Origin of the sequence: Erwinia sp. HR93, assembly GCF_034555055.1 — a bacterium.
Classification (GTDB): Bacteria; Pseudomonadota; Gammaproteobacteria; order Enterobacterales; family Enterobacteriaceae; genus Apirhabdus; species Apirhabdus apintestini.
Genome location: NZ_JAXUDP010000001.1, coordinates 1,883,492 through 1,907,159 on the forward strand (window position 1 = coordinate 1,883,492; position 23,668 = coordinate 1,907,159).

Sequence of the window (23,668 nt, forward strand, 5' to 3'; positions counted from 1 at the left end):
GATTGCCAAGGTTAATAAAAATATCTTAAAGATAACGCCGGTAATAGTAGTAGTCTTTATTACCGACGTTAAATTAAACCTTAAACCCAGAGGCTCTCCTGGCAAGTGGAAGAGGAGATCTCCGGAATATCAGCGGCTATCAGTTCGGACATATTGCTAATCATTAAGGCTGTGGGTGAAAAACTCTGCGTTTGCGCGCTGGTAAATATCGACGGATCGGTAAGATCCCAGATATCGCCATTATCCCATTCGAGTGTTTCTACACCGGTTTGTCTGGAGGTGCTTAGTTGATCCAATAAGCGGATGGAGCCGGCGTCCCCGGCACCGGGTGCACTGGCCTGAATATTAATCAGCATGTCATCGCCGTCGCGGGTAACGGTAATGCGTTCGGCGCCGATATGGCTCAGGCGCAGGGTATCGCTGCCGCCGAGATATTTTTCCTCGATGACGTCATGGCCGTCGCCGCTGGCGTAGAGATAGGTGTCATCGCCGGCGCCGCCGCGCAGGATGTCATTGCCGCGCCCGCCGCTGAGGGTATCGGCGGCCGTGGAGCCGGTGATAATGTCATCGCCGTCGGTGCGGGCGGTGTCAAACATCATCTGGCGCAGGGTTTTCTGGTCCCAGCGGGTGCCGTCGTCCAGTGTGATGTATTCGACGCCGGTGCTGTATGATGCGTCAGCCGCCTGGCCGGATAAGCGGATGGAGCCGGCGTCCCCGGCGCCGGGCGCGCTGGCCCGGATATTAATCAGCATGTCATCGCCGTCGCGGGTAACGGTAATGCGTTCGGCGCCGATATGGCTCAGGCGCAGGGTATCGCTGCCGCCGAGGTATTTTTCCTCGATGGTGTCATGGCCATCGCCGCTGGCGTAGAGATAGGTGTCATCGCCGCCGCCGCCGCGCAGGGTGTCATTGCCGCTCCCACCGCTGAGGGTATCGGCGGCCGTGGAGCCGGTGATAATGTCATCGCCGTCGGTGCGGGCGGTGTCAAACATCATCTGGCGCAGGGTTTTCTGGTCCCAGCGGGTGCCGTCGTCCAGCGTGATGAATTCGACGCCGGTACCGGTTGATGCATCAGCCGCCTGGCCGGATAAACGGATGGAGCCGGCGTCCCCGGCGCCGGGCGCGCTGGCCTGAACGTTAATCAGCATGTCATTGCCGTCGCGGGTAACGGTAATGCGTTCGGCGCCGATATGGCTCAGGCGCAGGGTATCGCTGCCGCCGAGGTATTTTTCCTCGATGGTGTCATGGCCGTCGCCGCTGGCGTAGAGATAGGTGTCATCGCCGGCGCCGCCGCGCAGGGTGTCATTGCCGCGCCCGCCGCTGAGGGTATCGGCGGCCGTGGAGCCGGTGATAATGTCATCGCCGTCGGTGCGGGCGGTGTCAAACATCATCTGGCGCAGGGTTTTCTGGTCCCAGCGGGTGCCGTCGTCCAGTGTGATGTATTCGACGCCGGTACTGTATGATGCGTCAGCCGCCTGGCCGGATAAGCGGATGGAGCCGGCGTCCCCGGCGCCGGGCGCGCTGGCCTGAACGTTAATCAGCATGTCATTGCCGTCGCGGGTAACGGTAATGCGTTCGGCGCCGATATGGCTCAGGCGCAGGGTATCGCTGCCGCCGAGGTATTTTTCCTCGATGACGTCATGGCCGTCGCCGCTGGCGTAGAGATAGGTGTCATCGCCGCCGCCGCCGCGCAGGGTGTCATTACCACGCCCGCCGCTGAGGGTATCGGCGGCCGTGGAGCCGGTGATAATGTCATCGCCGTCGGTGCGGGCGGTGTCAAACATCATCTGGCGCAGGGTTTTCTGGTCCCAGCGGGTGCCGTCGTCCAGCGTGATGAATTCGACGCCGGTACCGGTTGATGCATCAGCCGCCTGGCCGGATAAACGGATGGAGCCGGCGTCCCCGGCGCCGGGCGCGCTGGCCTGAACGTTAATCAGCATGTCATTGCCGTCGCGGGTAACGGTAATGCGTTCGGCGCCGATATGGCTCAGGCGCAGGGTATCGCTGCCGCCGAGGTATTTTTCCTCGATGACGTCATGGCCATCGCCGCTGGCGTAGAGATAGGTGTCATCGCCGCCGCCGCCGCGCAGGATGTCATTACCGCGCCCGCCGCTGAGGGTATCGGCGAAGCCGGAACCGTTAAGTGTGTCGTCGCCATCCATACCCAGCATTAAAGCCGCATGCTGTGCATCGAGCGTATCATTTCCCGCGAGCCCGGCGATGATGGGAATTTCGGGATTGATGCTAAAAGTATTTAATATTGCGGAAAAGTCTTCATTTCCGGAAAGCGTTATTTCGGCCAGACCGTGCAATATTTGGTGCGTGAAGTCTGTATCGACCCCTTTGAGAGTCTGAATAAGCGAGGCAATCTCTTTCAGCGCGGCTTCAGGGGCATGTAGCCAGCTCTCAAGTAATTTTTCAGCTATGGCGTCCGCCTCCCAGATAATCTGACCCTTTTCAATGTGCCAGGCAGCAAGGTCGATGAGCTCCGCCTGGTGAGTTTGCATCATTAGCTGGCCGTAGATATTGTCCTGCAGGCAGTGCCAGGCATCATCAAGTAGTTCTGCCGCATTTGCTCCGGGGTTACCGCTACCTACAAATTGCTGGTAAAAACGTTCACCCAGGAAGGCTTCAAGAGCGTAGAGTTTTTGCGCATCGATATTCCTGCCACGGCTGTCGGTTGCATATTGGCTGGCTCCGCTCCATTGCCGGAGTAACTCATCGACCAGTTCATAACGCCGCGCCGGGTCCTCTTCCCGTATAAATTGCTCCACGAGAGACCGTAGCGCGGGGTCATTACTGCGGGCCATAGCCTGATGAAGATCGCTGACGTTTCCACTGCCAATAATGTCGGGGAGTTTAGCGATGTCGTCACCGACTGGAACCGGGTTTTTGTCAACCCGGTGGCCCGGATTCTGGTTAAACCAAACGTCAGATATCGCGCCGGTCGTACCGTCAGTTTTAATATAGCCACCCTGTTGGCGATGATGGTTACCCGCAGCGTCGACAATATCAGTATCGCGCCAGTCCAGATTAATCGCTTTGATACCCGCTTGTTCCAGCGTGATGAGCTCACCTTCATCGGTTATGCCATCGCCATTCCGATCCTGCCAGATTTTAAGGCGCGTAAAAATTTCGTCATTAATATCGATAACGCCATCCCCATTGCTGTCGTAGTCGGCCAGGGCCAGAAAACCATTTTCAGCCAGTTCGCCGTCAGAAAGCCGGGTATTGTTGCCAAATAATTCGCTACCGTCATCAATGAGGCCGTTTTGATTTTTGTCCAACACCAGTAAGCCATCGTCTCTGCCAACCCAGCCGGTTTGTTGAGCGTAGCCGTTACCATCGTGGTCGAACCATGTGGTAGTTTCTGAGGTCTCCACGCCATCGCCGTCAAGATCGACGATCAGCGGGCTTACCGCATTCGCCGCTTTTTCCAGAAGTTTTTGTAACGCGTCAACCGGTATTCCCGTAGCGGAGGAAAGTGCGTTGGCAATGGCATTTCCGGCATCCTTCATCGCTTCCTTAGCGGCTTCCGCCATGGCGTTTAATGCCTCTGCCAGCGCGTTTTCACCCTGTTCAAAGGCGTCAACCAGGCCGTCAACCATTTTCGTAGCCTGATCCCAAACGCTGCCCAGCGCGTCCTGAGCGGGGGCCAGACTGTCGTGAATATCATTCAATAAGGCATCCACATTAATTGTTGATTTTGACGCTACGCTGGCAACGGCAAGTATTCCGCCGACGACGGTAAGGGCGGCAGCCACAGAGGCTAAAGCCGGGGCGCTTACCGCTGTGCCACCAATGGCGGCCATCAGCGCCAGCGCGCTGGCAGCGGAGCTAATGTTACTCAGGGCGGAGTAGATATTAGAAGTGTTGACGGTGCCAGTTTGTTGATAAGATTTTTGCATTGCTATTAAATCAACCCCAAGCCCAGCGCTAGCTGGTGGGCAGCTCCTTACCTATCATTTCCCACACCGAAGCCCCGGTTTGCGCCGCGCTGACCCCAAAACTAAACGCACCGTTGGCATCCTCAATTTTAGTTGCATTATTTATGGTGGGCAATATATTGGTATGCCCGCTAATATAGGCTAAAATATTCCCGAAACCGCTCTCTAAAAATAGATGACTCATCGTTACCTTCCTTGTTTCTGCCGTATTGTTGAGTTGACCTCACTAAATCAGGTTTCCCTGTATCAGTGTTTCTGTGCCGTGTTTTTTTTAAAAAATACTTTTTTATTCGTGTAATTATTGTTAAAGCGTTTTTTATTACTATGCTTGCTCATTATTTCTTTGGGTAAGCTAAGAACCCGCCGCTTGATAATAGTGTGTTTAACTATTAGCGAGCTAATGCAACTTATAAAATTTTGCATAAGTATGCGCATCGACAATTGTATTATTGTTTTATCAAACGGATGTATTATTCTTTTTCCGTGAGTTTTAAATGCATTCCCCGCTATTTTTATAGGCGAGTATCGGTATTATTATTTTCCTTTAACGCTTTTTCTGCTTTATTAATCCGCCTGTATCCCCAGCATAATAAAAGGTTCACAGTGATTGTTATAATACTACTTGTCCACAGATTAAAGTTGCGTGACTTTCGCTCTATGGTGATATCCCTGTTTACTGAGGGGCGGGTGACTGTTACTTCATTATTGACCACTATCTCCACCACCCGCTTTTGCGAGCTAAAAAGATTTGTTTTCTGCTGAAACCAGTAGATGGTTGCAGGTTTTCCACGCAGACGCCTAAAGTCTTTTGCACTCATTTTCCCGCAAGTATGTTGCATAAAACTTCCACTGGCACAAGAAAACCGGTATTTCTTCCCGTCAGCGAATATGCCCGGCGCGTAGCCGTTTTTACCCATATTTTTATAAATGAACAGGCCGCTTTGCGCGTGTATTTTACCTTCCTGCGGAAAGGTGTATTTACTTGAATAAAGTGAAGGTATAACTAACATGTAAGCAAGAAATAATGTGCTGAAAATATGAGCGAAGAGAGGCGTGTTATAAACTCGCACAGCTTTGCTTAAAACGCGAACTAACGCCGATTTGGGTTTAATACTGTTTTCCTGCTGCATGGAGTATCGTCTCTTTAGCAATTTATTTGTCAGTTTCTTGTGGCTATAGAAAGGTTATGCATTCTCAGCGATATTGTTTTTATTTTCTGCTTTATTAATCCGCCGGTATCCCCAGCATAATAAAAGATTTATGATGATTATCATAATAATACTTGCCCATAGATTAAAGTTGCGTGACTTTCGCTCTATGGTGATAGACCTGTTTACTGAGGGGCGGGTGACTGTTACTTCATTGTTAATCACTATCTCCACCACCCGCTTTTGCGAGCTAAAAAGATTTGTTTCCTGCTGAAACCAGTAGATGGTTGCAGGTTTTCCACGCAGGCGCCTAAAGTCTTTTGCACTCATTTTCCCGCAAATATGACGAGTAATGCTCCTGCTGGCACAAGAAAACAGGTATTTCTTCCCGTTAGCGAATATGCCCGGAGCATAGCCTTTGCTCATTTTTTTATAGATAAAAAGGCCACTTTGCGCGTGTATCTTATCTTCCTGTGGGAAAGTGTAGGTACTTAAATAAAGCGCGGGGATGGTTGTCATATAAACAAGGATTAGCGTACTGAAAATATGAGCGAAGAGAGGCGTGTTATAAACTCGCACTGCTTTGCTTAAAACGCGAACTAACGCCGATTTGGGTTTAATACTGTTTTCCTGCTGCATGGAGTATCGTCTCTTTAGCAATTTATTTGTCAGTTTCTTGTGGCTATAGAAAGGTTATGCATTCTCAGCGACATTGTTTTTATTTTCTGCTTTATTCATCCGCCTGTATCCCCAGCATAATAAAAGGTTCACAGTGATTGTTATAATACTACTTGTCCACAGATTAAAGTTGCGTGATTTTCGCTCTATGGTGATAGACCTGTTTACTGAGGGGCGGGTGACTGTTACTTCATTATTAATCACTATCTCCACCACCCGCTTTTGCGAGCTAAAAAGATTTGTTTCCTGCTGAAACCAGTAGATGGTTGCAGGTTTTCCACGCAGGCGCCTAAAGTCTTTTGCACTCATTTTCCCGCAAGTATGACGAGCAGTGCTCCTGCTGGCACAAGAAAACCGGTATTTCTTCCCGTTAGCGAATATGCCCGGCGCATAGCCCTCTTTGCCCATATTTTTATAAATGAACAGGCCACTTTGCGCGTGTATCTTATCTTCCTGCGGGAAAGTGTAGGTACTTAAATAAAGCGCGGGGATGGTTGTCATATAAACAAGGAATAGCGTAATGAAAATATGAGCGAAGAGAGGCGTGTTATAAACTCGCACAGCTTTGCTTAAAACGCGAACTAACGCTGATTTGGGTTTAATACTGTTTTCCTGCTGCATGATCGCTTTTCTTATCTACAATGGGTTTAACAACGCTTTTCTGAGTAGAGGGAACTGCCCCTGTCGATAACCCGCATATCCGGGGCGTTTTCCTATACACAGTGTAAAATATTTTCTTTTAATTGAGCGTCAACTCGGTGTAATCGAGCGGTTTGGGCACAGTAATGTCACCTTTTATTTTAATAGATGAAATTCCTGGTCGATAGCCTTTATTTTCTCGCCGCTTTAAATATAGATACCCTCTTTTTAAGAAAGGCTTCATTGTTTGTATAGGATAGATATAAGCGCGCAGGGCAGCGGTAAATGGCGCTATGCCTGTTGCTATGGAAAACCCCGTATAATATATCCCTGTGGCGCAGTAAGCTTTTTGCAGCGGATAAATTAATACTGCTCTAAAGCTGGCGCGATATTGTTTTGCCATTAATGACCCACTTTCCGTAGCAATCCAGATGTAACAAATGGTAACTATCATCCTTGAGTTAGCCACTATAAAAGAAGATTGTACTCTGTCGCTTCATTTTGTCTTAATTCATCTCATTTGACGTGTTTTTGTGATTTTGCTTGCAAAATTTCTTAAAGGTATCCTCATCAGATTGAGACTCTCAAAAATTTTAACAAGGCATATATTTGTATTGCCTTGTATTCACGAGTGTTTTTCTTAAGTTGTTGCCAGTTTTATTTGAACTTCTTTAGTTCGGCTGAAAACACTCTGTTTAAGAAAGTAGCCTGCTTCCTGGTGCGCCCTGGTAATCATTAATTTTTCTCTTTATGCGTTGTTTTTTATTGGAGGGTGTCGAATTCAGTGTAACTATATGTGACGAATTTTTTGGCGTTGTTGTTTAGGCTTACGCTCGTTACAAACAGTATCTCTAACAGGGAAGTGTATTCTTCAATGGCTGTAATACGATATTCGCGATGAAAGTTAACAATGAAAATAATGGACCCGGTGAGATCTTTAGCGCTATCCGTGCGTGTAAGAAAGAACTATGGAGTATTGCGCTTTTTAGCGCGATAACAAATTTACTGATGTTGACGCCTTCAATATATATGCTCCAGGTTTATGACAGAGTTCTGGCATCGGGAAATAAAATAACGCTGGTGATGCTAACCGTCATTGTAATATGGCTGTTTATATTTTTAGGTGGCCTTGAATGGTTACGAAGTGTTATTGCGTCGCGCATGGGTAATCAATTAGATATGCGCATTAACCGGCGTATTTTTTATGCCGTATTTGAAGGGTATCGAAGCCGCAGCGTACAATATGCCGCTCAGGGAATGAGCGACTTAACTCAACTACGTCAGTTTTCTAGCGGGAATGCGGTATTTGCTTTTTTTGATGCACCCTGGTTTTTTCTATATCTGCTGACTATTTTCTTGCTGCATTTTTGGCTGGGAATAATGGCACTTGTTGGTGCTATTGTGCTGCTGTTTTTGGCCTGGCTGAATCAAAAAATTACTACGCAGGCGGTGAAACGGGCCGGGGAACTTTCTGCTGAAGCATCCCGCCAGGTAAATGCGACTTTGTCACAAAGCGGCGTGATTGATGCTATGGGAATGCATGACGCTTTCTATCAGCGTTGGTTACAGCAGCATCGGGATTTTCTGCATCAGCAAAATCAGGTGGGGGAGCGTGGTGCTGCCGTTAGTACGGCGACGCGCATGTTAAGGCTCACTTTACAGTCGCTGATGCTGGGGATGGGGGCATGGCTTGTGCTGCTTGAGGAGATTACGCCGGGCATGATGATTGCCGGTTCCATTTTATCCGGGCGCGTTATGGCGCCTATCGATCAGATTATTGCTATCTGGCGTCCCTGGATTCAGACCCGGCAGTCCTGGCAACGACTTGAGTCACTATTAGCGAGTGCGCCACTTTCGCCTTCCCGTCTTCCGCTGCCGCCTCCGACAGGATATTTAAAGTGTGAACACCTTAGTCATCGAGAGGGTATTCATAGTTTGCTGCGTGATATTTCTTTTGAACTGGTGCCGGGCGATATATTGGGAATTATTGGGCCATCCGGGGCCGGGAAATCAACGTTAGCGGCTGCGCTGGTAGGAGCGTTAGCTCCGACGGGCGGAAAAATTAGGCTCGATGGGGCCGAATTACCGCATTGGGATAAAAATATATTAGGGAGCTATATAGGCTATTTACCGCAGGACATTCAATTATTTCAGGGCACTATAGCGGAAAATATTGCCCGTTTTTCGATAAATGATGAAAGCAAAATTGTTGCGGCAGCGCGGTGTGCTGGCGTGCATGAACTGATCTTGCAACTGCCGCTAGGGTATGACACTCCGCTTGGCGAAAGAGGGCATCCACTTTCAGGCGGGCAGAAGCAGCGGGTTGCTCTCGCCAGGGCGATATATAACACACCGGTATTGCTGGTTATGGATGAACCAGACGCCAGTCTGGATGATGGCGGCCGGGCCGCGCTGATTAGTGCAATTATGGCGCAGAAAAATGCCGGTAGTACCCAGATTATCGTTACGCATGGCTCTGCACTGTTAGCCTGTGCTACCAAACTATTAGTTTTAAACAACGGGCAGGTAAATTACTTCGGGTCCGCGCAGGCACTGCGCCAGGGTAAAGTACCGAACGAACGGCAACGTCAGCCAGCCGTGCGTGATGATGCCGTTGCCATTTGAACGCATAATAACCGACAGGGAAAGCGGTAATGGAACAATATGATGTCCCCGGGACGCGCAATATTATCTTCCGCGGGGGATGCATTATAGCCATTGGCTTGGGCGGGATGCTGCTGTGGGCCGCATTTGCGCCGCTGGATAGCGGCGTGAATGTGCCTGGAATTGTTATTGTTACGGAAAATCGTAAGGCCGTTCAGCCGTTAACGAGCGGGAAGATTATCCGGCTTCATGTTCGCGATGGGCAAGCGGTGCGTCAGGGAGAGACGCTGATTGAGCTGGACAGCCGCCCTCTTTTGGCGCTACGCGAAAATTTACATTATCAATATCTGGACGCGCTTGCGAATCTGGGGCGTTTGCAGGCTGAAATTAACGACGCCGCATCTCTTTCCGCTTTTATAGATAAGCGACTTTCTTTGGACGATAGTGTTGCCCAAGCCCTGAGCCAGGCGCAGCAGAAACTGCTGACGAGTCGCCGGGACGCTCATCTTCGGGAGGGTAATGCAATTCAGGCCTCTATTGCCGGCATTGCGGCGCAAATAGCCGGCGCCCGTGCGACGATTGCCAGTAATCAGCAGCAGGTACAATTACTCAATAAGCAGCTCCTCAGGGTGAGGCCGTTAGTTCAGGAACAGTTCGTTGCGGCCAATCGTCATTTAGAGCTTGAGCGCCAGTTTGCGCAGGTGAGCGGTGCCCTTGCCCAGGAGCGCCAGCGTCTAATGGCTCTTCAGCAGCAAAAACAGGAGATCGAACAAACCTTCTCGCTGCGTGAAAGTGAATACCGGAAGATGCTTTATGAGCAGTTTATTGAGACAAGCAAGTTAACCCAGGATTTGGAACAACGCTTAAAAAGTGCGGAATACGACCTGGAAAATACGAAGATTATCTCTCCTGCAAGCGGAATAATTGTTGGGTTAACCGTATATACAGAAGGCGCCATTATTAGTGCAGGGCAACTTTTAATGGAAGTCGTGCCTCAGGGGCAACCACTGCAAATTAACGCCCAGCTTCCAATAAACCTTATCGATAAAATTGCGCTTCATAACCCGGTCACTCTTTCTTTTACTGCATTTAACCAGGCTACCACTCCGCGTGTATCCGGGCGGGTTATCTTGGTAGGAGCAGACCAACAAAAGGATATTCAAACCGGGCAGCCTTATTACGACCTGCAAATCCGTGTTGATGAACATGGAAGTGAAGCGCTTAGCCATTTTGATATTCGCCCAGGTATGCCAGTGGAAGCTTTTATTCGTACGGGGGAGCGCTCTTTTCTGAGTTATTTATTTAAGCCGCTATTTGATAGGTTAAAACTGGCATTCACGGAGGAATGAGCATGCAGTATCTAACAAAATACGCTTTGCGCGTTCTTTTAGGATTGGCGGGCATCTTTTTAATTATTGCTCAAGGTTATGCGATGAACCTTATGGACGCCTGGGCGCTGGCACTTGCCCACGATCCGGATTATCAGGCTGCGCGCTATGCCAGGGATGCGGGCATGGAAGAAGAACAATTGGGAGTTTCAGCGTTATTACCTAAAGTAGGGTGGGATTATCAACAGGCTCGTAATTACTCTTCTGTCAACGGTGCCCGGCAGCACAATCAGCGACGTTATACCAGTGCAGTATCAACATGGTCTTTGCAGCAGCCTTTGTTAGATTACGAGGCCTGGGCGCGCTATCAGCGTGGAAAGGCGGGGGCGCGACAGGCCTATGCGCAGTTTCGTGAACAGCATTTAGCGCTAATGGTCAGATTATTTCAGGCATGGAATCGCGTACTTCTTGAACATGAGAAAGGCGTATTGCTGCTAGCGCAGAATGACACGCTGCGCGAACAATTGCGTTTGAATCAGCGGTTACTTCAGGCCGGCGAAGGGACACAAACCGATCTTCTTGAAACGCGTGCCAGAGTCGAGCTGGCTGAAGCTCAGCTGTTGGAACAGCGCGATGAATTTGATATTGCAGTAAAAACGCTGGAATCTATTATTGGACGCCCGCTGCGCTCGGCATTACCGGGCGCGCTGCGCGACGGTTTTCATCCTAAGCCTCTGGTTCACAATGATTTCCAGTATTGGTTAACGATGGCAGTCAAGCATAATGCCCAATTACAGCGGCTTGATGAGACGCTTACGGTGGCTAAATATGATATTGAACGCCAGCGAGCGGGGCATTTCCCGCGAATGAGCCTGGTTGCAAACCGGCGTAACTCACATTCTGAAAATGAGAGTAATTATAAACAGCGTTATGATACCGGTACGCTAGGGATTCAGGTCAGCGTGCCTTTATTTTCCGGTGGTGCGGTGGCGGCGGCTACGCGTCAGGCACAGGCGCAGTATCAGCGGACCGCGTGGGAAAAAACGCGGGAGACCGACGCTATTGCCGTGGCGCTGCGCCAGCATTTTACTATACTCACGCGCCTGCCAGCCAGAATCGCCGCCTACAAACAGGCTGAGAATGCGGCGAGTGTGTTAGTGGATGCGACGCGGAAAAGCGTTATCGGCGGTGAGCGTATTAATTTGGATGTTCTGAATGCCTGGTCACAGCTTTATAATGTGCGTTCTGATTTGGCCCGGGCGCGGCATGACTGGCTATTAGCCTGGGTTTCCCTGCATTTTTATGCCGGCACGCTGGATGATGACAAATTACGCTGGCTGGCGGCACAATTTGTAGAACCGGCTGTATTGATTCACTAGAGGTACGACATTAAACCGGGATCAGGTTGGAGGTTACGGGAACTGGTGGGACGTAGGGCTGGTGGGGCCTGGGCCGCTCAGATGCCTGGAATTTGCAGCTCAGCGATGAAATACGACAAATTTCAACAATCAGGGATTTGATTCACTTTATGCGCGACTTTTTAAAGAAACTTCATACGCGCTTTAATACCGTTTAAAAACACTTCAAGGCTGGTAACAATGGCGATTCGCTAGCCTGACGCCGGTCAAAAAACACCCATCAAAAAGATGCATTTTACATGCCACTTATTAACTCGTTAGGGGTATTCGTGGTGTAGCCTGTTATCCTCACTGTTAACCAGCCTTTTTCTGTGTCTTATGTGGTTCCTGTTCTGGCGCTACAGGGCCACCCTGTTTAGCGATGCCGTGCTTAGCCAAAATCTCTCTACGTTCTTCTTCGGGAAGAGCTTCAAACATTATGGCGGTATTAATAGCTGACTGAGAAAGCTCCGGGATGGCCTGCATACCGGCTTCTTTGCCCCCTAATAGGGCTTTCTTACCATTCTCTTGGAACGCTCTTACAATAGCAGCTAGTTCATGCCCTGACAGAGATTTTCGAATCATTCCCCACCATTGTTCTAACTCGGCCTGAGTCGCTGTGGTAGCGCGTTCATCTTGAGGCTCTTCTCCCGTCACCAGCCATTCAATGGAACGACCAGAAGCCTCTGCAATCGCCGGAAGCTTATCAATCCCTGGATAGCTTTTACCTGCCAGATAATTTCGAATTACTGTTTCAGAAAGCCCGCACTTTTTAGCGAACGCTGAATTGGACTCACCATCCATAGCCTCTCTAAGCCTCTCACCGAAGTGAACTATCTCACCAGAACGAAAAGTTTGATTTGCTTTTTTGCTCATAATACAACCTATTTTAAGGCTAACTTGCTGTTTAAATAGAAATAAAGCGCTATTTTTTTCGACAATACCACCTCGAAATAAAATTCGATTTCTTGTTTACATTCGAACTTTAAGGCGATATCTTATGCTCGAACCGGTAACCGTTAACGGCTACCGATAGCGGTAACTAATAAGGATTGCACGATGTCAGTTAAAAACCAAGATCAAGACTGGCACGCGGAGCAGGTAAAAGCCGCCATTCGCATGAAAGGTAAGACGCTCGCACAATTATCTCGCGAAGCCGGGTTAAGCCCTGACACCATGCGTAATGTGCTCCGCTGCCATATCCCTCGTTACGAGGCGATCATTGCAAATTATCTGGAAGTATCACCGGCTCTTATTTGGCCGAGTCGGTATTCGGAGGTAGGGAAATGCAGACAACTCAATGGGTAACAGTACAGGAGTGCGTGGGGTTATCTGGTTTCCCTGTCAGCCCGGCTAATATCCGTCGCAAGCTTGAAAATCTGGTTTGTGGTCGTAACGAACTTTTCCGCAAACGCCAGGGCTCAAAAGCCGTGGAGTATCGCCTTGATGCCCTTCCCGTTGAGGCCCGCGCCGAACTGCTGCTCAAGCAGGGTGCTGTTGAAACCAGCCAGGGCATTGTTGAACTTGCCCGCCCGGCGTCAGCCGCCCTTGACTCTGAGCGGCGTGCACTGTGGCAACGCTGGGATGCGGCCAGTGATTCACAGCGTCAGCTCGCTGAACGCTGGCACCCTGTGGTTATGCTGGCCGACGAACTGATCGCGAGCGGCATCACCGCAAAAACCGCATTTCAGACTGCGGCCAGCCGCTATGATGTTAGCGCGGCGTCGCTGCGTGATAAGTATTACCGGGTACAAAAATACGCAAAGCAGGACTGGGTTGCTGTCCTGATTGACCGGCGCGGTGGCGCCCGGCACGAATCAAAACAGGTCGGCTTCGACGAAGACGCCTGGCAGTTTCTGCTTGCCGATTACCTCCGACCCGAGCAACCGGCATTCCGCAAATGCTATGAGCGTCTGGAGCTTGCCGCCCGTGAGCACGGCTGGAATATTCCTTCGTATTCCACCGCGTACCGCCGTGTACAGCAAAACGTGGACAAAACAATGGCCGTGGCCTGTCGCCAGGGCGAGCACGCCCTGATGCACCTGCTCCCGACCCAACGCCGCACAGTGGAACACCTGAACGCCCTGCAATGGATTAACGGCGATGGCTACCAGCATAACGTCTTTGTGCGCTGGTTTAACGGTGAGGTATTACGTCCTAAAACTTGGTTCTGGCAGGACGTTAAAACGAGGAAAATCGTTGGTTTCCGTTGTGATGTGAGCGAAAACACTGACTCCATTCGCCTGAGCTTTATGGATGTCATTAAAAAATATGGCATTCCTGAGGATTTTCACATCACCATCGATAACACCCGCGCAGCGGCTAACAAATGGCTGACTGGCGGCGTTAAAAATCGCTACCGCTTTAAAGTGCGTGAGGACGACCCGACCGGGCTTTTCCCGCTGATTGGCGCCACAATCCACTGGACAAGCGTTGTCGCGGGCAAGGGCTGGGGCCAGGCAAAACCCATCGAGCGCGCGTTCGGTGTTGGTGGGATGGAGGAATACGTTGATAAGCATCCGGCGCTGTCCGGTGCGTACACCGGCCCGAATCCCATGGCGAAGCCGGATAATTACGGCTCTCGGGTAATTGAGGCCGAGCAATTTCTGGATATTTTGGCCGAGGGCGTGGCGATGTTCAATGCGAAGGTCGGGCGTCAGACTGAAATGTGCGCAGGTCAGTTTTCCTTCGACCAGGCTTTCGAGCGTGAATTTCCAAAAACCATCGTTCGCAAGCCTACGGCAGAGCAGTTGCGCCTGTTCCTGCTGCCAGCGGAGGCCGTTACAGTCAACCGCAAGGGCGAGTTCAGCCTTACCGCAGGCGGCACGCTGCGCGGCGCCAAAAACGTTTACCACAATATGGCGCTGATGAATGCAGACATCCGAAAAGTGGTCGTGCGCTTCGACCCGCAGAACCTGCATGGCAACGTTTTCTGCTACACACTGGACGGCAAATTTATCTGTGAGGCCGCCTGTATCACGCCTGTAGCGTTTAATGACACTCAGGCCGGGCGTGAACACTCCCGCCAGCAAAAACGGCTTAAAAAGGCAACTGGCGCCGCTATTGCAGCCCAGAAGCAGAAAGACGCACTGGAGATATCCGAGCTGATGCCCCGTCTGGCCGAGCCGGAAGCGCCGGAATCCCGTGTTGTTGCTGTATTCCGCCCCCAGACACACGGCAATACCGCAATAGCGCACGCAGTTGACGAGGAATCACTGCCTGATAACGACGAATATCTGAATAATTCGCTGGATATTCTCGAATTAAATAAACGCAAAGACATTATTTAAACCGAATTTAAATAACTGGAGTTAATTATGGTGAATATTACCGATATTCGCGCAGGCCTGCGCACGCTCGTTGATGCCGGTCGCACCACTTACGCTCAGGTGGCCCGTGAAACCGGAATAAGCTCCGGCACAATCAGCGGTTTCATGAATGATAAATATAATGGCGACAATGAGCGCGTTGCTATCACGCTGTCCCGCTGGATTGAAAACCAGAACGCCGCCTCAGAGCTGCCGGAGCCGCCACGCTTTATCGAAACTCAGACAGCGAAGCAAATCTGGACGTCCATGCGCTTTGCCCGCCTCACTGAGAGCATTGCGGTTATTTGTGGCAACCCCGGCGTGGGCAAAACCGCCGCCGCCCGCGAATATTGCCGCTCAAACGACAACGTGTGGATGATTACGATCACCCCGTCCTGTGCCAGCGTTCTGGAATGCCTGACAGAGCTGGCGTATACGCTGGGGATGAATGATGCCCCTCGCCGCAAAGGCCCGCTGTCCCGCGCCCTGCGCCGCCGCCTGGATGGTACGCAGGGGTTAGTTATTATCGACGAATCTGACCACCTGCAAATCGAAGCACTGGAGGAACTGCGTTTACTCCAGGAGTCAGCAGGAATCGGCCTGGTGCTGATGGGGAATCACCGTGTTTATTCCAATATGACCGGTGGTAACCGCACTGTTGAATTTGCCCGCTTATTTTCTCGTATCGCAAAACGCACAGCGATAAATAAGACCAAAAAAGCGGATGTTAACGCAATTGCTGACGCCTGGCAGATTACCGGCGATAGCGAACGCCAGTTATTACAGGCTATTGCTCAAAAGCCTGGAGCGCTGCGCATTCTGAACCATGCCCTGAGACTGGCTGCTATGACGGCTCACGGTAAAGGTGAACGTATTAACGAAGTTTATTTGCGTGATGCATTCAGGGATTTAGATCTGGACGTTGATATCGGCTCTTTGTTGAGGGGATAAAGATGATTATCGAAAAAATAGCTGAACATATCAGCATGGCAGAAGCGGCGCAGGACTGGCTGCGCCAGCGCGGTAGCCGGGTAACTGATATTCGCGTTTTTATGCGCCGCCCGCTGCTTGAGATTGCCTGCCCGCCTGCGGAACTGGTGCAGCGCGCCACCCGAATTATTGAACGTTGTGAAACCGGCACCCGCTCCGTGTGGATTGCCAGCCTGAATGATTGCCAGATTATCTGGCGCTGAGAGGACATGAATAATGGCTAAAGTGACTTTTGAACTAACCAGTGATTTTTCTCATGAGTTAAAAGACGGTGTTCTTGATGGATTAAATGTAAAGGTCAATGTTGAATTTAACAATGATAAAAATACGCCATGTGGTGCCGTTATTACCATGATGGCAAATCACCGACAGGAAATTTGCGCCTTCGCAATGGAAAAAGTCGTAGAGTACCTTCGCGCTAATGGGAAGGTAGCCAGTTGTGGAGTTTATTCTCCTGAATCTAAAAAAGGTTTGCACTAATGAAAATCGTTGCTTACGCCTGGGCGTCAGGCTTAATCGAATTCGGTAAATCATGCCCGGACGGCGCGCTGCCCGTTCTGGTTGGTGACAATAAAGAAGTGCGCTCTGCGGTAAGCGTCCTGGCACGCCATTCCCGCACTAATGACGATCTGCTGGTGCCGGGAGTACCCGAAGCGGCAGACCAGAACGAGGCCGTAAAGGCCTTATCCCGATTCGCAAAAAGACTGAGAGAGTTTTAATTATGGCCAGTAAACCGAAACGCATTAAAAACGCTGCGGCGCTGTATGTTCCGCAAAGCCGCGAGGATGTTGTTCGCGATATCCGTAAGCTTGGCGATGTTCAGCGTACTGTGGCCCGTATGCAAACGGAAATGAACGACAAAATCGCCGCTATTACGGAGGTCTATGCGGAGCAAATGAAACCGCTTGAAGACGACTTCAAAATGCTTTCAGCAGGCATTCAAAGCTGGTGTGAAGCTAACCGCGATGACCTGACGAACAATGGAAAAGTTAAGTCAGCAAATCTGGTGACAGGTGATGTCTGCTGGCGAACTCGCCCGCCATCCGTCACCATTCGTGGCATGGACTCAGTTATGGAGACTCTGAAGCGACTGAAGCTTGAACGTTTTATTCGCACCAAAGAGGAAATCAATAAAGAGGCCATCCTGAACGAACCGAAAGCAGTTGTTGGAGTGGCAGGTATTAAAGTTAATTCGGGCATTGAGGACTTTTCTATTATTCCGTTTGAGCAAACGGCAGATATTTAAATCAGTCTGAATTAATAAAAAACCAATTTTAGATTTTATTCGGCGCAGCGCGTCGGGGACTCGTTCGCGCCGAATACAGCAAAAGGAACATTTCATGAACGAACAAGAATTAATTTCGATGATTATCGACCTTCAGTCATGGCACCAGAACCGTGTCGATAAATGTCAGATGATTATTGATAACAGGGATGCTGATATCTGTTTGCATATGGGTGATTTAGGCGATAACCAGGTGCTGGAATTCGGTGCTCACACTAAAGAAGCCCGCTTTATCAGAATCGGTGTTCAACTGGCCCTTCTTCAATTCAAGCCATTCCCTGTCACCATGAAACAAGTTGATGACGACGCGGAGGATGAAGGCGATGAATAAATCCCGGATTTACGATGCAGCTCTGGCCCGCTGGGGGTTTGATGCTCAGGTGTTAACAGTCTCGGAAGAATGCAGCGAACTGGCCGCAGCCTGCACACGTTTTGTTAACCACAAAGCTAACGGAAACTCCGTCGCAGAAGAGGCTGCGGACGTTGAGATCATGATTGAACAGCTACGGCACAACGGTATGAATGACATGATTGAGCAGCAAAAAGCCCGGAAACTCACCCGCCTCGCCCAGCGTGTTGGCATTGAATCCGAACCCGTTAGCCCGTTCGCACCAGCAGTCAGTGAGTTGCTTGCAGAAGCGCGGGAACAGTTTGAAATGGCTGAAGCGCTGTATCTCGACTCAGGAACCAGTAAGCGCCTTTCGGCTGCTCAGGCTCGGATGGCAATCGGTCTGCTCATGCGCGCCGCTCAGGCGATGATTAGCGAGCAGCAGCGGGCGGAGGCGCGGCGATGAAATATACCCCATCCGCGCAGGCTTTCCTGTGGCTGTTGTTCGTTGGCAGTTCGTTCCTGGTCTATAAACTGGCGGTGATGTTATGAGCATTATTACTGAGATTAAATCGTTTATCCGGGCCAACGGTCCGGCTACCTGCCGCGATATTGCAGCGGCGGTTAATGCGGAGCCCCGCGATATTATTCCCGTTCTGCGTAATGCCGTCGATCGCATGGCGCTGTCAGAGCGCAACGGATTTTATGACCTGCTCTCCACAGAATCGCGACGCCAGTCTTTCAACTGGATTGAAGGGTGCGCCCTGCCTGGCTGGGTTTATCGCCTGGCCCGAGGCCCGAGGACGTGCGAATCCATTGATGTTGTTGTCGAACTCAATTCAATAAAGCAGGAACAAGGATGGCCCAGCTTTATCTTCGCGAGTATTGATGTCCGGTTAGGCTGTTTTAAGTGCCTTTCAACAGGTGAGATTGTAGACCGGTATGTGCTGCGCTATATGCCCTTAGACACCACGCCTTCTGCTCGTAACGGAGGCGCATTATGATAAGTCGTGAGCAATGGAGCGGTATTGAAAACACTCTCAAAAATGGCTTTTTTGAGGTGGTGAAATTCAAAATGCCGTCTGGTGAAGAAATCACCGTCCAGAAATCGCCGGTATCAGAAAATAAGATGGCACTTATTGTCTGGATAGACGGTAAGCGCAGCACCGCCTGGGGTTGGCCCGATCATGATGAATTTCGCACTCTGACCCGGCAAATCTGGCGCCGCAGAACCTTTAAACCAGGGGCACCCATTATTCGACGACTCTCAAAAACCAAGCAGGGCCAGCGGATTCTAAAGAGTAAAGAACATGCAGACCTGCACAAAGTGTTTGAATACTGGGACTGCTGTTTCAACACGGCATCATCCCTTGTGCGCCAGTTCCGTAAAATCGATGGGCTGGAGCTAGTAGAGCCTGTGGCCGGGGGGGGGCGTGATGACGAACCGCGCTAATCTTATCAGGCTGATCCACGTTGCCCGTCGTGCGCTGGCGCTTGATGACGATACCTATCGCGTAATGATTGGTCGCGTGGTTCCGGGCAAAACAAGCTGTCGCGACCTGAAGCCTGCCGAGCTTGAACGGGTGTTGCATGCCATGCAGGAACAGGGATTTAAGCGGCGCCAGCCATCACGCACGGCTCCCGCAGGCGTTACAGATAAAATCCGGGTGATATGGCGCATCATGCACCGCGAAGGGCACGTGACAGATGGCAGCGACAAAGCGCTGGATGCCTTTGTCCAGCGTACCACCCGCGTTAAGAACGGCGGCGCTGGTGTTGCTCGCCTGGCATGGTTGCGCGGCGAGCAGGCTTCTGTCGTTCTGGAAAGCCTGAAACGCTGGCACATGCGTTGTATGTTGGAGCGATTGCCAGATACAGGTATCCGCCGTACCTATGAGCGAGTCTGCGAACTGTACAAAAAAACGATACGTTAACAGGGGTTGCGCTCCGTCAATGCGAGGGGCGCGCTCTGATGGATAATGGCCGCATTTGACGGGGGAGGAGGAACGAAAACGTGATTAACACCAGGTGGATAGCGGGGGTTTTACTGGCAACGTGCAGCATGATGGCTGCGGCGGCTGACGCCAGTAACCCCGATGAAGAAACGGTAAAGGCTGACCCTGCGTCTGGTTTCTGGTCTTGTAATGGCATCCGGCTGCACATGGGTGTAAACATGGTATCGTGGACTAATCTTGATACCGGCGATATGTTCACTCGAACAGAAGATCCATCACCAGTTGATCCAGCAGATAAGGACGAGAAAGTAAAGGGAACAGACTATCTCTATGCCTGGACTAAAAACCCGGCGGTTATGAAACTTTTTGTCGTGGATAAAACGGGCAAAAATCTCTATATGCGTGATGACCTTAAATATTACAAAGTATATCGCTGCAAGCGAGACAAGTAATCCGCCCGGTTATCCGAATAAATCCCGCTGATTTGCGGGATTTTTTTTGTATACTGTATACTCACTGTACAAACGATCAGGAGGTGCAGCATGGCAGAGCAGCAGACAGACATGTTCGATAATGACCCGCAACTGGAGCAGGTACTCGGGCATATCGACAAAATCCCGGCAGCAGAGCTTGAGGCGGCGTGGCCTCAGTCTCTCGTTGACCTGGTGGATGTGATGGAGGCAGAGTTAACCCGCCAGGGTGTCACGGGTGACCCACGCGCCGCAGCGCGCAAGCTGGCGGTGGCAATGAGCCACTACATGGGTGGCCGCGCCTATTACCTGCCGACCGGCGTCCGGATGCTGAACGCTATCCGCGATGATATGATTTACTGCGAGTTTGATGGTCGCAACATCGAACATCTGCGCCGCAAATACTCCCTGTCCCAGCCCCAGACCTACAACATTCTGGCCCAGCAGCGCCGCCTGCATACCCGACGCCGCCAGCCTGACATGTTCGCCTGACCCATCCCTGCAACCGGCTGCGCTCGAGAGCGCGGGTTGTCATATTGCATAAGAAACCCACAACTAACCGCCTGACTTTTATCCTCGGTTTAAATTCTTACGGAATAAACCGATGGCCTCAAAGCTCCCCAAAACCCTGAGTGCGTCGCTACTGGCTATAGTGCTGGCCGGGGGCGGCTACCACGAAATGACCCGCGAAACGCTGGTACATCTGGAGGGCGTCGCATATGAGCCGTATCGCGATGTCGCCGGAGTGCTGACGGTCTGCGTCGGCCACACCGGGCCGGATATCCAGATGCGACGCTATACCCACGCTGAGTGTATGACTCTGCTCGACCAGGATTTAAAGCCGGTTTATGCCGCGATTGACCGCCTCGTTACCGTTTCCCTGACGCCGTACCAGCGCACCGCGCTGGCGACGTTCGTCTTCAACACCGGCACCGGAGCATTTGCCAAATCTACCCTCCTGAAACGGCTGAACGCCGGTGATTTTGCCGGAGCCCGTGACCAGATGGCCCGCTGGGTATTCGCTGCGGGTCATAAGTGGAAAGGACTGATGAACCGGCGCGACGTCGAAATGGCGATCTGGAATGTCAGGGGGCCGGATGATCTTAAGTAACTATCTGTTGATGGGCGCCGGTGTAGCCGCAGCAATCAGTCTGGTCGTTGCCACTCACTGGATTGATAACCTGCGCAGTGACAACGCCACACTGCGGCGGGACTTGCAGTCGCAGACTCAGGCCCGTAACACCGCCGAATGGTTACTACAGAACCAGATGCAGGCTATGCAGGTTTTTTCCGCTATCAGGGCCGCAAACATCGCTGCCCGCGCCGCAGATGAGAATCAACGTGATGAAGCAAAACAAAAAATCACCGCTGCAACGGCTGACGTTTGCGGTAATGGCCCCGTGCCTGCCGCTGCTGCTGGTGAGTTGCAAAGACTCGAACGCGCTACCCGCGCCGCCAGTGGTTTTATCACCTCAGATTGACGCAGATCTGCTGGCCCCCACGCCGGTTCCGGCTATGCCGGTGCCGCTCCTGTGGCGCAGCTCGTTGTTGTGGAATGCCGACCTGCTGACGGCGCTCGGGCAGTGCAACCGCGATAAGGTGGCGGCGCGCCAGCAGGACGAACAGAGGAAACGAATTTATGGACGACCAGACCCCGGAGCTGGACAGCCTGCTCCGTGATATCTGGCAACAACAGGGGTGTGCGTATTCTACCCCACAGAGGGCACCGTTTGATTCGCCCCGCGCCTGCGCCGGTTGTGGCAGGCCAATAGCGCCGTCCGTGCTGACCGTTCAGCCGATGGCTACCCACTGTCATTACTGCCGCTCAGGGGGCTGATATGGATTTTTACCCGGTGCTGACCGGTGCGCTGGCGCTCCTGAGTGCCGTTGCAGGTATCGCCTGGTGGGCGCTGCGTCGCACGTTCGCCAGCACGGAGCGGGTCGAGCGACTGGAAAACCGCCTGACCGAAATGGAAACACGTTACGCCAACATGCCCGGCGCGGAGGACATGCATGAGATGCGCCTGCGCATGGCTGATATGAGCGGCGAAGTGAAGGTGCTGGGCAGCACGATGAAAGCCATTTCACACCAGCTTGAACTGTTACTCGAAAACGCTGTGAACGGAAACAAACGATGATTAACGACATTCTGACCGAAGACCGCCGCCTGGTCATTCTGCGTTCTCTGCTGGACTGCAATAACGAGGCGAATGAGTCGATTTTACAGGACTGCTTGGATGCCTACGGCCATAACATTTCGCGTGACCTGGTTCGGGGGCTGATTGACTGGCTGGCTGAGCAAGGGCTGGTCACCGTTGAGAGCCTGAGCGGCTTTTATGTCGTTACCATTACCGGGCGTGGTCAGGACGTTGCCGAAGGCCGTGCAAAGGTTTCCGGCGTGAAGCGCCCGCGAGCACGCTAAGGAGATCTGATGGAAAAGAAACCCACCCGTGGCCGGGCTTCAAAAGTGGATTTACTGCCAGAAAACGTGCGTAAAACGCTGCATGAAATGCTGCGTGATAAGGCCCTTCCGCAGGCGCAGATCCTTGAAGAGATTAACGAGCTGATTGAAGACGCCGGTCTGCCGGAAGATATGAAACTGTCACGCTCCGGGCTGAACCGCTATGCGACAAGCGTCGAACAGGTCGGTCACAGTATGCGACAGCTACGCGAGGCGACGTCGCAACTGACCGCTGATCTCGGCGACAAACCAATGGGCGACACAACCAAACTTATTCTCGAAATGGCCCGTGGGCAGTTGTTCAAACTGTTTATGTCACAGGTCAATAACCCTGATATGCAGGTTGATATTGACATGCTGAAAAACGCCATGCTGGCCGCGCAACGGCTTGAGGCAACGGCAATGTCCAGCCATAAGCGCGAGAAAGAGATTCGCCAGGCGTTCGCAGAAGAAGCCGCTAACGCAGTTAGTGACGAACTTCGCGGGCAGGACGGGATGAGTGAGGAGCTGGAGCAGCGCATCCGCAATGTGCTGCTGGGCAAAGCGTAGGAGGAACGATGCAACAAAACTGGCAAACATGGCTTAACCAGTCCCATGCGAATACGTTCAGAGTGGCTGTGTTGTCGCCGCTGGTCACGGACCGCTTTCGTCGTCTGGTTACTCAGGCGATCAATGATGGTCTTACCCTGGAAGATTTTACTTATCTGACTGAAAGAGAGATGAAAAATGGCTGAAGAAAAAATTGAATATAAAAGTTCAACGGAGCTGGCGCTGGAACTTTACCCCGTGATTAAGAGCATGATTGATGGAGACCCGCGGGTCAGATCCGGCGTTATGGTTATTGCTCTGTATCAGCTTATGCAGTTGGTAGATGGCCCGTTTACAGCGGGCCAGGTAATCAGTAGTTCTCAGGTCCATCGGTGATCTTTTTAGCAACGATATCAAATAGCGTCAGAAATAGTTGGTCATTGTATGGGCCACCAGTATCGATAGATAGCGCATTTTGAACAGGGATTTTATGCGCGTTGTTTATTGTAGCTTGCGTCAATGTTGCTGCGATCTGAGCAATTTGAATCTTCTGGTCAATGGTGAGTTTTTCTTTCATTTGAGCCTCTTTTGGGTGTGTAAAA

The 23,668-nt window shown here is 51.3% G+C and carries 33 protein-coding genes; 25 read left to right on the top strand and 8 right to left on the bottom strand.

Translation table 11 applies throughout. The features are described from left to right. Positions 1 to 80: 80 nt before the first annotated feature. The 6 genes from SFA31_RS08710 to SFA31_RS08735 all read right to left on the bottom strand — a co-directional run bounded on the left by SFA31_RS08710 (position 81) and on the right by SFA31_RS08735 (position 6,815). Positions 81 to 3,908, bottom strand: coding sequence for a hypothetical protein (locus tag SFA31_RS08710; RefSeq protein ID WP_322837641.1), 3,828 nt, complete (start codon positions 3,906 to 3,908; stop codon positions 81 to 83). Positions 3,909 to 3,936: 28 nt separating this feature from the next. Next, positions 3,937 to 4,131: a hypothetical protein gene (locus tag SFA31_RS08715; RefSeq protein ID WP_322837642.1), complete on the bottom strand. Its 195-nt coding sequence runs from the start codon at positions 4,129 to 4,131 to the stop codon at positions 3,937 to 3,939. A 328-nt stretch (positions 4,132 to 4,459) separates the two neighbouring features. Further along, on the bottom strand, positions 4,460 to 5,077 hold the full coding sequence (locus SFA31_RS08720; RefSeq protein ID WP_322837643.1) for a hypothetical protein: 618 nt from the start codon (positions 5,075 to 5,077) through the stop codon (positions 4,460 to 4,462). Between the two features lie 54 nt (positions 5,078 to 5,131). Then, positions 5,132 to 5,734, bottom strand: coding sequence for a hypothetical protein (locus SFA31_RS08725; protein ID WP_322837644.1), 603 nt, complete (start codon positions 5,732 to 5,734; stop codon positions 5,132 to 5,134). Positions 5,735 to 5,788: 54 nt separating this feature from the next. Further along, on the bottom strand, positions 5,789 to 6,394 hold the full coding sequence (locus SFA31_RS08730; RefSeq protein ID WP_322837645.1) for a hypothetical protein: 606 nt from the start codon (positions 6,392 to 6,394) through the stop codon (positions 5,789 to 5,791). A gap of 118 nt (positions 6,395 to 6,512) precedes the next feature. Next, a complete protein-coding gene (locus SFA31_RS08735) occupies positions 6,513 to 6,815 on the bottom strand; it encodes a hypothetical protein (protein ID WP_322837646.1) in 303 nt (100 codons plus the stop codon). A gap of 494 nt (positions 6,816 to 7,309) precedes the next feature. On the opposite strand from SFA31_RS08735, the gene SFA31_RS08740 reads away from it, so the two are divergent. Genes SFA31_RS08740 through SFA31_RS08750 form a run of 3 tightly spaced genes read left to right on the top strand, consistent with a single transcriptional unit; the run spans position 7,310 to position 11,723 of the window. Further along, the gene (locus tag SFA31_RS08740) at positions 7,310 to 9,037 is read left to right on the top strand and encodes a type I secretion system permease/ATPase (protein WP_322837647.1); all 1,728 of its coding nucleotides are present in this window, start codon (positions 7,310 to 7,312) and stop codon (positions 9,035 to 9,037) included. Between the two features lie 29 nt (positions 9,038 to 9,066). After that, positions 9,067 to 10,365, top strand: a complete 1,299-nt coding sequence (locus SFA31_RS08745; protein WP_322837648.1) for an HlyD family type I secretion periplasmic adaptor subunit — start codon at positions 9,067 to 9,069, stop codon at positions 10,363 to 10,365. 2 nt (positions 10,366 to 10,367) lie between these two features. Further along, entirely contained in the window at positions 10,368 to 11,723 is a 1,356-nt protein-coding gene (locus SFA31_RS08750; protein ID WP_322837649.1) for a TolC family outer membrane protein, read from the top strand. Positions 11,724 to 12,056: 333 nt separating this feature from the next. Here the strand turns inward: SFA31_RS08750 and SFA31_RS08755 are convergent, their stop codons facing one another. After that, a complete protein-coding gene (locus SFA31_RS08755; protein WP_160621593.1) occupies positions 12,057 to 12,617 on the bottom strand; it encodes a helix-turn-helix domain-containing protein in 561 nt (186 codons plus the stop codon). 183 nt (positions 12,618 to 12,800) lie between these two features. Between SFA31_RS08755 and SFA31_RS08760 the strand changes: the two genes are divergently transcribed. The 22 genes from SFA31_RS08760 to SFA31_RS08865 all read left to right on the top strand — a co-directional run bounded on the left by SFA31_RS08760 (position 12,801) and on the right by SFA31_RS08865 (position 23,462). Then, positions 12,801 to 13,049 (top strand): helix-turn-helix domain-containing protein, encoded by a 249-nt coding sequence (locus tag SFA31_RS08760; RefSeq protein WP_322837650.1) that lies wholly within the window; start codon positions 12,801 to 12,803, stop codon positions 13,047 to 13,049. Beyond that, a complete protein-coding gene (locus SFA31_RS08765) occupies positions 13,028 to 15,031 on the top strand; it encodes a transposase domain-containing protein (protein WP_322837651.1) in 2,004 nt (667 codons plus the stop codon). Before SFA31_RS08760 ends, SFA31_RS08765 begins: the two co-directional genes overlap by 22 nt. Positions 15,032 to 15,061: 30 nt before the next feature. Beyond that, a complete protein-coding gene (locus SFA31_RS08770; protein ID WP_322839259.1) occupies positions 15,062 to 16,000 on the top strand; it encodes an AAA family ATPase in 939 nt (312 codons plus the stop codon). A gap of 2 nt (positions 16,001 to 16,002) precedes the next feature. Continuing rightward, a complete protein-coding gene (locus SFA31_RS08775) occupies positions 16,003 to 16,242 on the top strand; it encodes a hypothetical protein (RefSeq protein WP_160621597.1) in 240 nt (79 codons plus the stop codon). 13 nt (positions 16,243 to 16,255) lie between these two features. After that, positions 16,256 to 16,519 carry a hypothetical protein gene (locus tag SFA31_RS08780; protein ID WP_322836166.1) on the top strand — a complete coding sequence of 88 codons (264 nt, stop codon included), beginning with the start codon at positions 16,256 to 16,258 and terminating at the stop codon, positions 16,517 to 16,519. After that, positions 16,519 to 16,758, top strand: coding sequence for a host nuclease inhibitor protein (locus tag SFA31_RS08785; protein ID WP_160621598.1), 240 nt, complete (start codon positions 16,519 to 16,521; stop codon positions 16,756 to 16,758). Before SFA31_RS08780 ends, SFA31_RS08785 begins: the two co-directional genes overlap by 1 nt. Positions 16,759 to 16,760: 2 nt before the next feature. Further along, complete coding sequence (locus SFA31_RS08790; protein ID WP_322836165.1) at positions 16,761 to 17,285, top strand: host-nuclease inhibitor Gam family protein; 525 nt, start codon at positions 16,761 to 16,763, stop codon at positions 17,283 to 17,285. 94 nt (positions 17,286 to 17,379) lie between these two features. After that, complete coding sequence (locus tag SFA31_RS08795; protein WP_322836164.1) at positions 17,380 to 17,655, top strand: hypothetical protein; 276 nt, start codon at positions 17,380 to 17,382, stop codon at positions 17,653 to 17,655. Next, positions 17,648 to 18,118, top strand: coding sequence for a hypothetical protein (locus SFA31_RS08800; RefSeq protein ID WP_322836163.1), 471 nt, complete (start codon positions 17,648 to 17,650; stop codon positions 18,116 to 18,118). Before SFA31_RS08795 ends, SFA31_RS08800 begins: the two co-directional genes overlap by 8 nt. An 82-nt stretch (positions 18,119 to 18,200) precedes the next feature. Continuing rightward, entirely contained in the window at positions 18,201 to 18,656 is a 456-nt protein-coding gene (locus tag SFA31_RS08805; protein WP_322836162.1) for a hypothetical protein, read from the top strand. Continuing rightward, entirely contained in the window at positions 18,653 to 19,105 is a 453-nt protein-coding gene (locus SFA31_RS08810) for a hypothetical protein (protein WP_322836161.1), read from the top strand. Before SFA31_RS08805 ends, SFA31_RS08810 begins: the two co-directional genes overlap by 4 nt. Then, positions 19,089 to 19,586, top strand: a complete 498-nt coding sequence (locus tag SFA31_RS08815) for a regulatory protein GemA (RefSeq protein ID WP_322836160.1) — start codon at positions 19,089 to 19,091, stop codon at positions 19,584 to 19,586. Before SFA31_RS08810 ends, SFA31_RS08815 begins: the two co-directional genes overlap by 17 nt. Before the next feature lie 80 nt (positions 19,587 to 19,666). Further along, positions 19,667 to 20,059, top strand: a complete 393-nt coding sequence (locus tag SFA31_RS08820) for a hypothetical protein (protein WP_322836159.1) — start codon at positions 19,667 to 19,669, stop codon at positions 20,057 to 20,059. Positions 20,060 to 20,149: 90 nt separating this feature from the next. After that, entirely contained in the window at positions 20,150 to 20,569 is a 420-nt protein-coding gene (locus SFA31_RS08825; protein ID WP_322836158.1) for a Mor transcription activator family protein, read from the top strand. Positions 20,570 to 20,681: 112 nt separating this feature from the next. Further along, positions 20,682 to 21,188, top strand: coding sequence for a lysozyme (locus SFA31_RS08830; RefSeq protein WP_322836157.1), 507 nt, complete (start codon positions 20,682 to 20,684; stop codon positions 21,186 to 21,188). Next, a complete protein-coding gene (locus SFA31_RS08835) occupies positions 21,175 to 21,558 on the top strand; it encodes a DUF2570 domain-containing protein (protein WP_322836156.1) in 384 nt (127 codons plus the stop codon). Before SFA31_RS08830 ends, SFA31_RS08835 begins: the two co-directional genes overlap by 14 nt. 158 nt (positions 21,559 to 21,716) lie before the next feature. Then, positions 21,717 to 21,914 (top strand): hypothetical protein, encoded by a 198-nt coding sequence (locus SFA31_RS08840; RefSeq protein WP_322836155.1) that lies wholly within the window; start codon positions 21,717 to 21,719, stop codon positions 21,912 to 21,914. Position 21,915: 1 nt separating this feature from the next. Then, on the top strand, positions 21,916 to 22,215 hold the full coding sequence (locus tag SFA31_RS08845) for a DUF2730 family protein (protein WP_160621609.1): 300 nt from the start codon (positions 21,916 to 21,918) through the stop codon (positions 22,213 to 22,215). Then, a complete protein-coding gene (locus tag SFA31_RS08850; RefSeq protein WP_322836154.1) occupies positions 22,212 to 22,499 on the top strand; it encodes an ArsR family transcriptional regulator in 288 nt (95 codons plus the stop codon). Before SFA31_RS08845 ends, SFA31_RS08850 begins: the two co-directional genes overlap by 4 nt. A 9-nt stretch (positions 22,500 to 22,508) precedes the next feature. Then, positions 22,509 to 23,087, top strand: coding sequence for a DUF3486 family protein (locus SFA31_RS08855; protein ID WP_322836153.1), 579 nt, complete (start codon positions 22,509 to 22,511; stop codon positions 23,085 to 23,087). Positions 23,088 to 23,095: 8 nt separating this feature from the next. Continuing rightward, positions 23,096 to 23,272, top strand: a complete 177-nt coding sequence (locus SFA31_RS08860; RefSeq protein ID WP_322836152.1) for a hypothetical protein — start codon at positions 23,096 to 23,098, stop codon at positions 23,270 to 23,272. Further along, a complete protein-coding gene (locus tag SFA31_RS08865) occupies positions 23,265 to 23,462 on the top strand; it encodes a hypothetical protein (protein ID WP_322836151.1) in 198 nt (65 codons plus the stop codon). Before SFA31_RS08860 ends, SFA31_RS08865 begins: the two co-directional genes overlap by 8 nt. On the opposite strand, the gene SFA31_RS08870 is transcribed toward SFA31_RS08865, so the two are convergent. Beyond that, a complete protein-coding gene (locus tag SFA31_RS08870) occupies positions 23,437 to 23,643 on the bottom strand; it encodes a hypothetical protein (RefSeq protein WP_322836150.1) in 207 nt (68 codons plus the stop codon). The two genes, SFA31_RS08865 and SFA31_RS08870, sit on opposite strands and share 26 nt — an antisense overlap. Positions 23,644 to 23,668 lie beyond the last annotated feature (25 nt).